We start from the raw sequence: 13126 nt of genomic DNA, 5'->3' as shown, positions 1-13126 counted from the left end.
GATCGTCTTTGGAAAAATGGCGGATTCCGGTGGCTTGGGCGTGGAAATTGCAATTTCCCCAGCGGCATCCTATATAGGGACGCATAGAAAAAGAAGAAAAAGTCGAGTGGTTTTTTAATGAATGTTGCCCTCCAATCGGTCTGGACCGGGTTCCTGGCCCCCCTTCTGCAACGCCCGAAGCGTTTGCAGGTCGCTGCCCTGTGCCATCGTGGCGAGGGCAAGTCGCGTGAATACCTGCTTGTGACCAGCCGGGACACCGGCCGCTGGATCATTCCCAAGGGATGGCCCATCCGCGGGCTGAAATCCAACGAGGCCGCCTTGCAGGAAGCCTGGGAAGAGGCTGGCGTGCGCAACAGCAAGGCCACGAAGGAACCGATCGGAAGCTATTCCTACCGCAAGCGGCAATCCTCGGGATGGGAAATACCGGTCGAAACGCTGGTCTATGCCGTCGCGGTCGAGGATCTGTCCGAAGATTTCCCCGAAGCCCACGAGAGGACACGCAGGTGGGTGACGGCCGACAAGGCCGCCGAGATGGTGAACGAGCCGGAACTGAAGTCGATCTTCCGCAGTCGCTAAGTAATTTCGGCGCTGCCGCATTGACGGTTGATTCCACCGCCAAGAGGACGCTAGTCGTCTTTCCCAATCGAGGGGATGACGGACATGGCTGACGAACAGGGCGACCCACGCCATCTGGATACACTGGATCGCGACCTGGCGCGATTCTCGAATATCGAGCTTGCGACCAGCTATGCGTCACGCCCCATGGTGGGGCCGGGGGTCGGGCTGGTTTTCGTTCTGCTGGCCGGGATCAGCGCGATGCTGTTCACCGGCATGGAGAACAATTCGTTCATCGTGCTGGTTGCGGCCTGTCTTGGCGCCTACATGGCCCTGAACATCGGCGCGAACGACGTGGCCAACAACATGGGTCCGGCGGTCGGGGCGAATGCGCTGTCCATGGGCGGCGCAATTGCCATTGCCGTTGTCTTCGAAAGCGCCGGTGCGCTGATCGCGGGGGGCGACGTGGTTTCGACCATCGCCAAGGGCATCATCGCGCCTGAAAGCATGGGCACCACGGCCACCTTCATCTGGGCGATGATGGCAGCACTGCTTTCGGCCGCGCTTTGGGTGAACGTGGCCACATGGGTTGGCGCGCCGGTTTCAACCACCCATTCCGTGGTCGGCGGCGTCATGGGGGCAGGGGTTGCCGCGGCGGGGTTTGCCGCGGTCAGCTGGTCGATGATGGGCACCATCGCCGCCAGTTGGGTGATTTCACCGGTTCTTGGCGGCGGCATCGCGGCCTTGTTTCTCTGGCTGATCAAGTCGCGGATCATCTATCGGGATGACAAGATTGCGGCGGCGCGGGTTTGGGTGCCTGTTCTGGTGGGCATCATGGCGGGCGTCTTTTCGTCCTATCTTGTGCTCAAGGGACTGAAGAAACTGATTTCGGTCGATCTGGGCACCGCCTTGCTGATGGGGGCCGTGATCGGGGTGGCGACATGGGCGGTCATGATTCCGGTGATTCGCCGGCAATCCGAGGGGCTTGAGAACCGGAACAAGTCTCTCAAGGTGCTGTTCGGCATTCCGCTGATCGTTTCGGCCGCCTTGCTGAGCTTTGCCCACGGGGCCAACGACGTGGCCAATGCCGTGGGGCCGCTGGCGGCCATCGTCCAGGCGTCACAGTCGGGCGATCTGTCCGATACGGTGGGTATTCCCTTCTGGGTCATGGTGATCGGTGCCTTCGGTATCTCCTTCGGCCTGTTCCTTTTCGGACCCAAGCTGATTCGCATGGTCGGCGGGCAGATCACCAAGCTGAACCCGATGCGGGCCTATTGCGTTGCCCTTTCCGCCGCTTCGACGGTGATCGTGGCAAGCTGGCTTGGCCTGCCCGTCAGTTCGACCCATATCGCGGTGGGGGGCGTGTTCGGCGTCGGCTTCTTCCGCGAGTGGGACGCCGAGCGGCGGATTCGCAAGGCCCGGCTGGCGATGCCGGACCGCGCGACCTATGCCCCCGAAGAGCGCCGCCGCCGCAAATTGGTGCGCCGGTCGCATTTCATGACGATCATCGCCGCCTGGATCATCACCGTCCCCGCCGCCGCCATCCTGTCGGCGCTGATCTTTACGCTGATCAACCTGGCCATGCGCTAGACCGCGGGTGGCCATGTGCCATCGACGATCCCGCCCGGTGTGTCGCGATGGGCGGGGCAGGGGGGCGGTGAATCGCCAGGTTGGTCCCCGTCCCGCCGGTTCGGGCAAATTTCACCGTTCATTAACCGGTCCATGCCACTGTGTCCGGACATTCAACCATTGACGGATTGGGCGATGAAAGCGCTTCAAAAGGCGACAGTTATCGGGCAACGGCGGCGCTTGTAACCGGAATGTGTTGAAACCGGGAAAATCTCCTCTAGGTTGTGGTCTGTATTGGTCTATCGGGAATCGCCATGATCATCGGGTATCTCATTGTCGGCGTCGTCACGGGCATGGCCGCATTCGTGGTCTCGCTGGTCATGGGGGCGTCGATCTGGCTGGCGCTGGGGTATTACACGCTGGTGGGTGCCGGAACGATGCTTGTGACGGCCGGTCTGCGCTATGCTCTCGTGGTGCCTAAGGCCGTACGTTATGATTCGACCGGGCGGATCGGCGAAGTGACGGTAAGCAATCCGGCAAGCGGGGCTGAACAGGGCTCCATGCGGATTCTCGCTGTCGATGACGATCCTTTCATCCTCGAGTTGATTCCGATGATTGCCGCCAAGAGCGGTTTCACCCAGATCACCACGGCGCCCTCGGGGGCCGACGCCTTGCGCGTTCTGCAGGATGATCCCGACTTCGACTGTTTACTGGTGGATATCAGCATGGCGAAGATGGACGGTATCGAGCTTTGCAAGCATGTCAGGGCGCTGGAAGCCTATCGGCTGACCCCCATCATCATGCTGACGGCGATGCGCGACCTCAAGAACATGGGCAATGCCTTCCGCGCCGGTGCGACCGATTACGCGACCAAGCCCTTCGATATCGACGAATTGGGCACGCGCCTGCGCATCGCCCAGGAAGAGGTGGCCGAGGCCCGCCGCAGCGGTGCACCCCATGCCGCGCGCGACCTGGTCTTTTCGCTGCCTGAAGGTTTGCGCGAGGCTGCGGGCGACAATCTGGTCGAACGCTCGGTCCTGATGAATTACCTCACCGCGATGGCCCGGCGCGAAACCACCCAGGTTGAGGTTTTCGCGGTCCGGGTCGATCCGCTGGCCGATCTCAAGGCGCAGCTTGAACCCGCTGAATTCGCACGTTTTCTTGGCGACGTAGCCAAGGCAGGCGGAGAAGCCTTTTCCGACCGGCAGACCCTGGTGGGCTATGCGGCAAACGGTGATCTTCTGGTCGTGGCCAAGGCCCAGTCCCATTCCGACAGCAGGGTCATCGAAAGGACGATCGAAAGGCAGATCGCCCATTGGGCGGACGCGCTTGACACCAAGGGGACGCCGCCTCTCATGGCATCGGTCGGTGGGCCGGTGCGCCCGGGGGCCGAAAGGGCGCAGCGTGCGGTGGTGGCCTTTGGCAATGCCATCGCCTTTGCCGAGAAGCGTTCCGCCGAACGAAATGGCGCGGGGCGGCTTCATCTGGTTTCGGGATGATCCTGTGGTTCCTGTTTGCAACGCTGCGCTGTCGTGAACGATGGCGGGGCGTTTCGGCTGTTGCGCCATGATCCGACGCTGTAGTCTCGCGAAACAACCCAAGGCTGGGTAGGGCAAGCGGCAGGGAAGGGCGTGACCGGTCGCAGCGAGGAAGCCAATTTTCGGCAAAGCGTCGTCTGGTCGCAGTGGTCGGCCTTGAAGCTATAAGTATTTGAAGTCTATGTTCGCTATTATCAAACCGAGTCTGACACCGAGCTTGTTCCGGCAGGCGCCTAGAGACACAACCCTGGATAGCGTGCGCGTTCGATAGGGGCTGGGTCAGAGATTAATGAAAACAATAACCAGCCTTCTGGTCGATTATGATTTCGACTGCCTCGCGACGTCAGGGTACCATCTGGCGCTGCGCGTCGGCTTTGCTTTCCCTGAATACGAACGCAATACCCTCCCCCCCGAGTGGATCGATAAATACACCAAGGAAGGCCTGATGATCTTCGATCCGGTGATTCGCTGGATCTATGACAATTCGGGCCACACCCGTTGGAGCGCGATTTCACTCAGCGACGATCGCAAGGTGCTGGAGACGGCCGGAACGTTCGGCCTGCGCTATGGCGCGGTGGTCAGCGTGATGCCCGAAGAATCGCCCGGCCTGCGGTCGTTCGGATCCTTCGCGCGCCCGGATCGCGAGTTCGAGGAGGACGAACTGGAGTTCCTCAGCGGTGCCCTGACCGAGCTGCACCATGCCCTTGAACCCGCACGGGCATTGACCGAAGCCGAGATTGACGCGCTGAAGCTGCTGGCGCTGGGGATGATGCTGAAAGAAATTGCACACCGTCTTGGCATAAGCGAAAGCGCGGTGAAATTGCGGTTGACAAACGCCAGATCCAAGCTAGGGGCGCGCACAAATACGCAAGCTGTCGGAGAAGCTAAAGAATACGGCTGGATTTGATCGCATTTTCGACACACAAATGCCATGTACTCGCCCATAGCGGGAAGTCGGCTGTGCCAACGTCGCGCAGCTTTTGAAACTCAGTCAACGTGAGCATGGTAAATGAAAAGCGAAATTACAGGAATAACCTTCGATCTGTCGGATATGCACCTGCACGGATCAGCGTTCTATGAATTTCTTGCGCTTCGCAAGAGGTTTTTCGTTGATACCCTGGCGTGGGACATCCCGCACAACGACGACGTCGAGATGGACCAGTACGACAATCCCACGGCGTCCTACTCGGTTGCAATCAAGGACGGGCGCCTGGTGGGAGGCGCGCGGCTGATGCGGTTCTCTGACACCTGGGGAAGCCACGGCTGCATGCTTCAGGATGCCGCGGCGGGGCGCATCGACGGGATTCCCGCCGACCTTCTGCCCAAGGCGCACAAGTTCGCCAATGCCTCGGAATGCACGCGCCTGGTGATGTCGGACGAATTGACTTCGATGGAGGAACGGCAGGAATGTCTGGCGCTGGTGGTTCAGGGGCTGGTGGAACTGGCAATCGCCCAGGGTTCGAACGATCTGGTGACGCTGACGGTGCCGGGCTTCCGGCGGTCCCTGCGCAAGCTGGGCTATGCGGCCGAGCAGGTGGGCGAGAAGTACCGCAACAAGCATGACGGCCGCTCTTATGCCATCCTGTCCATGCCCGCTGTCCGAGCCGCTCAGGCTGACGATGAAGTGAGACTGCGCCGTCAAGCAAACGTTTGACATGATGTCGCCGGAAAGTTATCGGTTTTGTGCCTCACAAGAAGCGCATTTGAGTACTACCTTGCTGTGGGCAAGAGGATTCGGAGGCGATGGAGCACATCATCAACAAAACGGATGAGCGTTACCTGGTTCAGGACTTCTTCCTGTTCCTGGTGCCGACCGCCAATCTCAACCGCGCAGCCAAACAGGCGGCGGCACCCTACAAGGCATAAGGTGCGCCGCTCAGGCGGTGAAAGAATGCGATTGTTTTTGAGTCGCCATGCATGTTACAAAGGCGCTCACGGGGTCGGGGCGTGGTATGAACCTAACAAGTCAGCTCAGATTGTTACTCACGCGACTGAAGCTGCAAAGCCCAGGGGGCTTCGCTGCGGCGTTTCACGTTGATTTCGCGACACCCAAGTACCTGTTTCAGACATATGACGCGGCCTGGATGGCCTATTATTCCCAGAAGGGGATCGTCATGAAGGACCCCGCCGTGAGGTGGGGTTTTGCCAATGACGGCATCGCCCCTTGGTCGGAACTGAAGGCCATGGATGAACACGGCGTCTTCGACAAGGCGGTCGAGTTTGACCTGAACCACTGGTGCGTCATGGCGACGTCGGAACATGGCTCGAAAAGCATTGGCGCATTTTCCCGGTCGGATAACGATTTCACCAAGGCCGAGATCGAACAGATTCACGCCGATTTCATCAGTCTCCACAACCTGACGCTTCAGGGCCCCGAGACCGAGCCGGAGTTCGGTGAAATGCTGGTGGATCTGTCTATCCAGCACACCCACCCCAAAAGCTGAGCCTTTCGCAACGCGCGTTGTATCCGCACCTCGGGTTGGTGGAAAACAACCAAAAGGCGATCATCCCAAGTTGCATCCGGCCTTTCTGGCGCCTAGAACGTCCAGAAAGCGGCGTTGAAGAACAATGCGTCGCATCACGGCAGCAGCGACCCCGACGAGCAGTGCGATCTGGCTTGACGAACGGCGGAACAGGACTTGTTCCCCATCGGAACTCCGAACGTAGCGGGCACAAGGACAGGCGATGAAAATACTTGCGGTCGACGATGATGACTCCGTTCTTCAGATCCTCCGCGTGATCGCCGAACGTGCCGGCTATTCCGAGATTGTCACCGTCACCAATGCCGGTTCTGCGCTGGAACAGATCATCGCGGCGCAAACGCCGTTCGAATGCATTCTTCTCGATATCCAGATGCCGGTGATGGACGGCGTTGAACTGTGCGATCTGATACGCCGGATACCCGATTATCACGACTGTCCGATCATCATGATCACCGCCATGAGCGATCAGCAGTACGTGGATCAGGCCTTTGCCGCCGGGGCCACCGATTTCGTGACCAAGCCCTTCGATGTTCACTCACTTGTCGCCCGCCTGACAGCCGCTGCCGATTCCGGACGAACGAGGGGGCAGGCGACGGGAAGGGGCTAGGGGCAGGGATCGCGCCGATCCCTCTCGCGGATTTACGAGGTGACGAGATGATGAGCGATCAGTCGATCATTAATGCATTCAAACATATTCGCGTGGCCCTGATGATCGTCGGGGCTTCGGGGCGGATTTTGCATTGCAACAGGGCAACCGACCGCCTTTTCGGCTATGACGTGGGCGCCTTGCAGGGGCGGCCCGTTTCCGATGTCCTTGCGGTGGCGTCGGCCCAGGATCTGGGGGCGCTGATCGAGCCTCCGGCGATCGACGCCATCGTCAAGGGCATGACCGGGCGGATGCGTTCGGGCGAACCGGTGCCTCTGGGCATTCAGATGACCGTCTGGGACGATGAACAGCACGGGGCGCAATACGCCCTGGTCATGCGCGACGTGACGGCCGAGGTGCGCGCCGAGAAGCAGGCCAAGGAGACCCTGCGCCGGGCCCAGAGCGCCATAAAGGGCGCGCGCATCGCGGTGTTCGAATATGACCGCACCACCGACACCGTCAACGTCTGCGAGATTTGGCGCGAGATCCTGGGGCTGGGGCCGACGGAAGAGGTGAACATCCACGAGGAATGGCGCGCGCGCCTGCATCCGGATGATCGCGAGGTGGCCCTTGAACCGATGATGGAGTGCATCGCGGGCAAGCGCGACCAGGTCAATTGCGATTACCGCCTGCGCAAGCGCGACGGGTCTGACTGGATGTGGATACGCAGCGATATTTCGGTCACCGAACGCGACCGTGACGGCAACCCGACCCGGCTGAGCGGTGTCATGTCAGATATCACCCAGCGCAAGAACGTGGAAAAGGCGCTGCGCAGAAGCATGGACCAGTTCAAGTCGGCCTTCGAAAGCGCGGCTGTGGGCATGGCTCTTGTCGGGTTGGACGGTAGATTTCTACAGGTGAACCCCGCGCTTTGCGATCTTCTGGGGTATCCGCTTGAGGATCTTCTGAAGACCGGGTTTCAGGCTGTCACGCACCCCGACGATCTTCAGCGGGACCTGAGCCAGCTTGAATTGCTGATGGCAGGCCAGATTTCGACCTATCAGCTTGAGAAGCGTTTCATCCGGGCCAACGGGGCCGTGATGTGGGGCTTGTTGAGTGTCGGGGTCGTGAAGGATGATGACGGGCAGGCAGACCATTTCGTCTCGCAGGTGGTGGATGTGACCGAGCAGCGCCGCCTCGCCGAGCTGAAAAGCGAATTCGTCTCGACCGTCAGCCATGAGTTGCGCACGCCGCTGACCTCGATCCTGGGGTCGCTTTCGCTTCTGTCGTCGATGGACGCCGAGCCGTTGTCGGACGAGGCACAGCGATTGCTTTACATCGCCGAGCAGAACGGCAACCGCCTGCACACGCTGATCAACGACGTTCTGGACTTCGAGAAATTCTCGGCCGGGCAGATGCGGTATGAACTGGAACGCTACCGGATCGTGGGCCTTGTCGAGGAATCGGTGATGGCCAACCTTGCCTCGGCCGACCGGTTCAATGTGCGATACGAGGTCGATTGCCCAGACCGCACCCTTGCGGGCTATGTCGATCCGAAACGTTTTCAGCAGGTGATGGCCAACCTGCTGTCCAATGCAGCCAAGTTCGCCCGCAACGACAGCAAGGTCGATATTGCCTTGCGCCCCGAAAAACACGCGATCCGCATTTCGGTGTGCAATGATGGCGACGGGATACCGCAATCCTTCCAGGCGCAGCTGTTCAACCCCTTTTCGCAGGCTGACGCAGCTTCGACCCGCAGTCGTGGCGGCACAGGGCTGGGGCTGAGCATCACCAAGCAGATCGTCGAACAGACCGGCGGTGAAATCGGGTTTGACAGCCAAGAGGGGGGGCGGACCTGCTTCTGGTTTACCGTCCCGACAAGGCCGCCCGCCTGAACCCGACCAGGCGGCCCTTTGCCATGTTATCGTGAGGCCAGCCTGTCCGCCGGGTGGGCGCCATCGCTGGCCTTTTTCTGCCCGCGGTTCTGGGCGCGCGCGATGGCGCGGTCGAAGGTCCGGCGGATGCGCTGCGTCTTGCTGGCGTTTGGCCTGATGGGGTTGCCGATGGATATTTCGGGCGCAATCGCCTCGCCGTTGTCAAAGCTGATGCGCCGGCCATCCAGAAGGCCCTGGATTTCGTTCTCAAGCCCGATGGAAGGCTCCAGCGTTGCCTTGCCCGAGATCAGAACGAAGGTGCCGGTGCCCGCATAGGCCATCATGTAGCCGCCTTCACCAAACGAGGTATTCACCGCCCGGGCCACTTCGGTCAGGACATGGGTGAACTCGCGAAGCGAGGCGCGGGCATAGATTTCGTCGATCCGGTCGATGCTGATGGCAAGAACCTGCGAACCGACAAGGCCGGCACGCGACAGTTGCAGCAGGTAATTGGCCAATGCGGCATAATCGATCAGATCGGCAAAGCCCCCGACCTCGATCAGATCGTCAAGCGCGTAGTTTTTTTCGACCGGCGGGCCTTGGGTGTCTTCCACCTCGGCGGCCAGCGCAATGGCCGCCAGGTTGCGGGCCGTCACAACCTCTTCGGCCATGCGCAGGCGGGCGCGCAACTCGATCATGTCGATGGGCTTGGTCGCGTAGTCCGTCGCGCCGGCCTTGAAGGCCCGGTCGATATAATGCCGCTCGGTCATGGCGGTCAGCATGATGATGGGGGTCTTTTCATGGCCGGGCAATGCGCGGATTCGCGCGCATAGCTCGATCCCGTCCATCTGGGGCATGTTGATATCGAGAAGAAAGCAGTCGAAGCCCTGCTCGCTCTCCCCGATCATGCGAAGCGCCTCTTCGCCCGACAGCCCGGTCTGAACGTCGGAAAACCCGATCCTGTTACAGATCATCGTGAGAAGTTCGACAATAAATGAGTCATCGTCGATGGCGAGTATTTTCATATGCTTCTCGAAAATCCTGCTTAGGGTACCAACCTTGCCCATGTGCGCTAATTCGTCAGGGGGTGTTGGAAACAATTTCCTTGGTCTTCAATGGTCTGCGGGCAGTGCGGCTGAGGCTCGGCTTATGCCTGCTATGGTTGATGATATCCACACATTACTACACCCGGGGTTGTTTTTCCGCAATGAGGCACGGCTGCCGGGGCCGCGCCGATCACATGTTCCGGCGGTCTGTCGTTCCTGTTTCGGCGCTGCCGGTTCCGAGCCGGTCCGCCCCCCCCCGGCATGCCAGCGCCGCATTGCCTTGGGGCCATCCTAACATACCCAACTTGCGAAAGCCTGAGTTGGTGTCAAAGCCGGAGCGGAAATCAAGAACGATGAAGCGGTTGCTCCTCCTGCTGTCGATTCAACGGGTGTGGTCGGGTTCGGACATTTGGACAGGTTCGGCAACCCTTCCCACGCGTCACCGCAGAGGGTGTTTCGCCCCGGCGCAGTGTGGCGTCATTTCAATGCGCGTTGCCGCTGGCAAGGTCACCGGGGAAGGGGGGGGCGATCACGCCCAACCGTCTATGCGTGGCGCCGCAACCTGCTAAAGTCGCGGAGCGGTATCCCCGGTCGTGCCATGACCGGGGAGCAGGTTGAGAGGTGGACGTTATGGCCAAGTCCCTTGTTCTGGAGCGCAAAGGCGAACTGTCGATCCGCGAGATCGAGCTGCCCGACCAGCTGGGTCCACAGGATGTGCGGATCGCGCTGCATACGGTCGGCGTCTGCGGCAGTGACGTGCATTACTATACCCACGGGCGGATCGGCGATTTCGTGGTCAATGCGCCGATGGTCCTGGGCCACGAAGGGGCCGGCACCGTCACCGAAGTGGGCGGGGGCGTCACGGGCCTGCAGGTGGGTGACCGGGTCTGCATGGAGCCTGGGGTGCCCGACATGTCGTCGCGCGCAACCAAGCTGGGCATCTACAACGTCGACCCGAAGGTCACCTTCTGGGCCACGCCGCCCGACCACGGCATCCTGACGCCTTCGGTCGTTCACCCGGCCGCCTTCACCTACAGGCTGGCCGACAACGTCAGCTTTGCCGAGGGCGCGATGGTCGAGCCCTTCGCCATCGGGATGCAGGCCGCCACGCGCGCCCGCATCGTACCGGGTGACGTGGCCGTTGTCACCGGGGCAGGCCCCATCGGCGTCATGGTGGCGCTGGCGGCCCTTGCGGGGGGCTGCGCGCGGGTCATCATCTCGGACATCAGCGCCGAGAAACTGGCCATCGCCGAAGGCTATGACGGGATAACGGGCGTCAACGTGGCGCAACACGCGCTTGTCGATACCGTGATGGCGAAAACCGCCGGTTGGGGCGCCGACATTGTGTTCGAATGCTCGGGCAACCCCCGCGTCTATGGCGATGCGATCCGCGCGGCACGCCCCGGCGGCTGTGTCGTGCTGGTGGGCCTGCCGCCCGAGCCGGTGCCCTTTGACGTCAGTGCCGCCTGTGCCCGTGAACTCAGGATCGAAACCGTGTTCCGCTATGCCAATGTGTTCGACCGGGCGCTGGAACTCATCTCCTCGGGCAAGGTCGATCTTACCCCGCTGATCTCCGAGACCTTCCCGTTCGAACGCGGCATCGAAGCCTTCGAACGCGCCGCCGAGGGCCGCCCCGCCGACATCAAGCTGCAGATTCGGATGCCCGGCGAAGGGCAGGACTGATGGCCGCGATCGCCTGTGGCACCTTGCCCCACGGGCCCGATGACATGCTGTTCCTGCCTTCAGGGCGAAGGGGCGATTGCAGACGTCGATGATGCGGTGGTGGCGGAAGAGCAGGTCGGCCGAATACCGGTTGGCAATACCCGCGCCGGTGAATGTCAGTGACGGCAGAAGGACTGAGCAAGACAGGGCGTCTGGATTGTCGCCAGATGTCAGGTTGAACCGACTAGGTTCCAGTCCTCGGCAGGCATTGCAATTCCGGAAAAATGGCTGGGGTGGTAGGATTCGAACCTACGATACACGGTACCAAAAACCGATGCCTTACCGCTTGGCTACACCCCAACTTGGGGCGGGTTCTACCGAGGGGGGGCGGGCTGTGCAAGGGCAAAAAAACCGCGAACCGGTGGTTTTCTCGGGTTATTCCGTCGGGGCGTTCCGGCGCAGCAGATCGGGGTTGGTTTCGTCGCTGCGTTCCTGCGCGATCATCTTTTCCAGGGCCTGATCGTCCTGGGTATCGACGCCGATCACGTCCTTCGTCGGTTCGGGCATCGGGGCGGGTTTTGCGGCGGGGCGGGCAGGGGGCTCGTCCTCGGGGGTTTCCGAAACCAGGGCCGTCGCGGGGCCTTCCATGCGGATGCGATAGGTGGTGTCGGGAATCGCGAATCCGGCGGCCTCGATCGCCAGCATGACAAGGCGCAGGGTTTCGCCCCGCGCCCGCAAGAGCGATGTCGTCCCTTGGTCGATCCAGCCGGTGACGGTGAAGACCACGCCGCTGTCGGTGATGTCCTTGATCCAGACCGAGGTGCCCGGCGCGTCCAGCGTGAAGGGCATGGCGCTGACCGTGTCCTCGATCAGGCTGCGCACGGCGGCCAGGTCGCTGTCGGCCTCGACCCCGATTTCAAACTGGAAGCGCCGCTCGCTGTTGCGCGAATAGTTGACGATGCGGCTTTTGAAGACGGTCGAATTCGGGATGCGGATGTGGTTGCCGTCAAAGCTGAGCAGGATCGTCGCGCGGCTGGTCAGGCGGATCACCTTGCCCTCGTCGCCGTTGATTTCGACTGCATCGTTCGGCTGGAACGGCTGGCGGATCGACAGCATGATCGAGGCGATGAAATTCTCGACCGTGTCGCGCACGGCGAAACCGATGGCCAGGCCGATGATACCGGCGGCCCCCAGGATCGTGCCCAGTAGCGCGGTGGCGTTCAGGATGTCCAGCGCAATGACCACGCCGGCGACGATGAACACCAAGAGGATGATCTGGCGATAGATATCGGCGATGAAGGCATTGGGGGCGAGCCTTTCCCAGGGCTGGCGCAGGCGGGCGATGCGCAGCCCGATGAACCAGATCAGCGCGGCCGCCGTCAGGGCGACGGCGACAAGGGGAAGGAAGGCCACCGCCTGGTGAACGCGCGATTGCATGCGTTCGATGGCCGGGTTCAGCCGCTTGGACAGGTCGGTGGTTTCCGTCACCTCGTTCTGGATGGTGATCACGCCGTCGATGCGGTTCACCAGCTCTTCCAGCCGGGTGAGGGCGGCTTCGTCCAGCACCTCGCCCGACAGGGTAACGATGCCCGAGCGGACAGCCACGGTGACGCCTTCATAGCCCTCAAGCTCGATCAGGATGTTGCGGATGCGTTCGGTGATGCGGGCGTCGGTTTCGATGGCCGATTCGACGCTGGCCAGATCGCGGCTGGTTTCGGCGTCGTCGTCGGCGGTCTGGGCCAGCGCCGGCATCGTGGAGACAAGCGCAAAGGCCACAAGGACGGCACGCAACAACAGGAACAAGGGCTTCATG

At 61.4% G+C, this 13126-nt stretch carries 12 protein-coding genes and 1 tRNA gene; 10 read left to right on the top strand and 3 right to left on the bottom strand.

From position 1 onward, the window contains the following. The first annotated feature begins 117 nt into the window (after positions 1 to 117). The 9 genes from H7828_RS01435 to H7828_RS01400 all read left to right on the top strand — a co-directional run bounded on the left by H7828_RS01435 (position 118) and on the right by H7828_RS01400 (position 8626). The gene (locus H7828_RS01435; protein WP_226779156.1) at positions 118 to 576 is read left to right on the top strand and encodes an NUDIX hydrolase; all 459 of its coding nucleotides are present in this window, start codon (positions 118 to 120) and stop codon (positions 574 to 576) included. Positions 577 to 660: 84 nt separating this feature from the next. Beyond that, positions 661 to 2145, top strand: a complete 1485-nt coding sequence (locus H7828_RS01430) for an inorganic phosphate transporter (RefSeq protein WP_226779155.1) — start codon at positions 661 to 663, stop codon at positions 2143 to 2145. A 293-nt stretch (positions 2146 to 2438) separates the two neighbouring features. Further along, positions 2439 to 3623, top strand: coding sequence for a response regulator (locus H7828_RS01425; protein ID WP_226779154.1), 1185 nt, complete (start codon positions 2439 to 2441; stop codon positions 3621 to 3623). Positions 3624 to 3951: 328 nt separating this feature from the next. Then, positions 3952 to 4569 carry a helix-turn-helix transcriptional regulator gene (locus H7828_RS01420; RefSeq protein WP_226779153.1) on the top strand — a complete coding sequence of 206 codons (618 nt, stop codon included), beginning with the start codon at positions 3952 to 3954 and terminating at the stop codon, positions 4567 to 4569. Positions 4570 to 4671: 102 nt separating this feature from the next. Further along, positions 4672 to 5316, top strand: coding sequence for an acyl-homoserine-lactone synthase (locus H7828_RS01415; protein ID WP_226779152.1), 645 nt, complete (start codon positions 4672 to 4674; stop codon positions 5314 to 5316). Between the two features lie 89 nt (positions 5317 to 5405). Continuing rightward, positions 5406 to 5528, top strand: a complete 123-nt coding sequence (locus tag H7828_RS22790) for a hypothetical protein (protein WP_281070673.1) — start codon at positions 5406 to 5408, stop codon at positions 5526 to 5528. A 47-nt stretch (positions 5529 to 5575) separates the two neighbouring features. Then, positions 5576 to 6106 carry an autoinducer binding domain-containing protein gene (locus tag H7828_RS01410; RefSeq protein WP_342592277.1) on the top strand — a complete coding sequence of 177 codons (531 nt, stop codon included), beginning with the start codon at positions 5576 to 5578 and terminating at the stop codon, positions 6104 to 6106. A gap of 241 nt (positions 6107 to 6347) precedes the next feature. Beyond that, a complete protein-coding gene (locus H7828_RS01405; RefSeq protein ID WP_226779150.1) occupies positions 6348 to 6752 on the top strand; it encodes a response regulator in 405 nt (134 codons plus the stop codon). Positions 6753 to 6802: 50 nt separating this feature from the next. Continuing rightward, complete coding sequence (locus H7828_RS01400; RefSeq protein ID WP_226779149.1) at positions 6803 to 8626, top strand: sensor histidine kinase; 1824 nt, start codon at positions 6803 to 6805, stop codon at positions 8624 to 8626. A 26-nt stretch (positions 8627 to 8652) separates the two neighbouring features. Here the strand turns inward: H7828_RS01400 and H7828_RS01395 are convergent, their stop codons facing one another. Next, a complete protein-coding gene (locus H7828_RS01395) occupies positions 8653 to 9630 on the bottom strand; it encodes a response regulator (protein WP_226779148.1) in 978 nt (325 codons plus the stop codon). Between the two features lie 651 nt (positions 9631 to 10281). On the opposite strand from H7828_RS01395, the gene H7828_RS01390 reads away from it, so the two are divergent. After that, positions 10282 to 11334: an NAD(P)-dependent alcohol dehydrogenase gene (locus H7828_RS01390; RefSeq protein ID WP_226779147.1), complete on the top strand. Its 1053-nt coding sequence runs from the start codon at positions 10282 to 10284 to the stop codon at positions 11332 to 11334. Between the two features lie 264 nt (positions 11335 to 11598). Here H7828_RS01390 and H7828_RS01385 read toward each other — a convergent pair. Beyond that, positions 11599 to 11673: transfer RNA gene (locus H7828_RS01385), tRNA-Gln, on the bottom strand. Between the two features lie 75 nt (positions 11674 to 11748). Beyond that, positions 11749 to 13125 (bottom strand): mechanosensitive ion channel family protein, encoded by a 1377-nt coding sequence (locus H7828_RS01380; RefSeq protein WP_226779146.1) that lies wholly within the window; start codon positions 13123 to 13125, stop codon positions 11749 to 11751. Position 13126 lies beyond the last annotated feature (1 nt).

The organism is Oceaniglobus trochenteri (assembly GCF_020529025.1).
Lineage (GTDB): Bacteria > Pseudomonadota > Alphaproteobacteria > Rhodobacterales > Rhodobacteraceae > Oceaniglobus > Oceaniglobus trochenteri.
The sequence above is the reverse complement of the archived record's forward strand: the minus strand, read 5'-3'. Positions and strand labels throughout refer to the sequence as shown.

Excerpts from the sequence above, each read along its gene's own strand:
- H7828_RS01380 (WP_226779146.1), bottom strand. The coding sequence starts at position 13,125 with ATGAAGCCCTTGTTCCTGTTGTTGCGTGCCGTCCTTGTGGCCTTTGCG.
- H7828_RS01425 (WP_226779154.1), top strand. The coding sequence starts at position 2,439 with ATGATCATCGGGTATCTCATTGTCGGCGTCGTCACGGGCATGGCCGCA.
- H7828_RS01400 (WP_226779149.1), top strand. The coding sequence starts at position 6,803 with ATGAGCGATCAGTCGATCATTAATGCATTCAAACATATTCGCGTGGCC.
- H7828_RS01430 (WP_226779155.1), top strand. The coding sequence starts at position 661 with ATGGCTGACGAACAGGGCGACCCACGCCATCTGGATACACTGGATCGC.
- H7828_RS22790 (WP_281070673.1), top strand. The coding sequence starts at position 5,406 with ATGGAGCACATCATCAACAAAACGGATGAGCGTTACCTGGTTCAGGAC.
- H7828_RS01395 (WP_226779148.1), bottom strand. The coding sequence starts at position 9,630 with ATGAAAATACTCGCCATCGACGATGACTCATTTATTGTCGAACTTCTC.
- H7828_RS01410 (WP_342592277.1), top strand. The coding sequence starts at position 5,576 with ATGCATGTTACAAAGGCGCTCACGGGGTCGGGGCGTGGTATGAACCTA.
- H7828_RS01415 (WP_226779152.1), top strand. The coding sequence starts at position 4,672 with ATGAAAAGCGAAATTACAGGAATAACCTTCGATCTGTCGGATATGCAC.
- H7828_RS01405 (WP_226779150.1), top strand. The coding sequence starts at position 6,348 with ATGAAAATACTTGCGGTCGACGATGATGACTCCGTTCTTCAGATCCTC.
- H7828_RS01390 (WP_226779147.1), top strand. The coding sequence starts at position 10,282 with ATGGCCAAGTCCCTTGTTCTGGAGCGCAAAGGCGAACTGTCGATCCGC.
- H7828_RS01420 (WP_226779153.1), top strand. The coding sequence starts at position 3,952 with ATGAAAACAATAACCAGCCTTCTGGTCGATTATGATTTCGACTGCCTC.
- H7828_RS01435 (WP_226779156.1), top strand. The coding sequence starts at position 118 with ATGAATGTTGCCCTCCAATCGGTCTGGACCGGGTTCCTGGCCCCCCTT.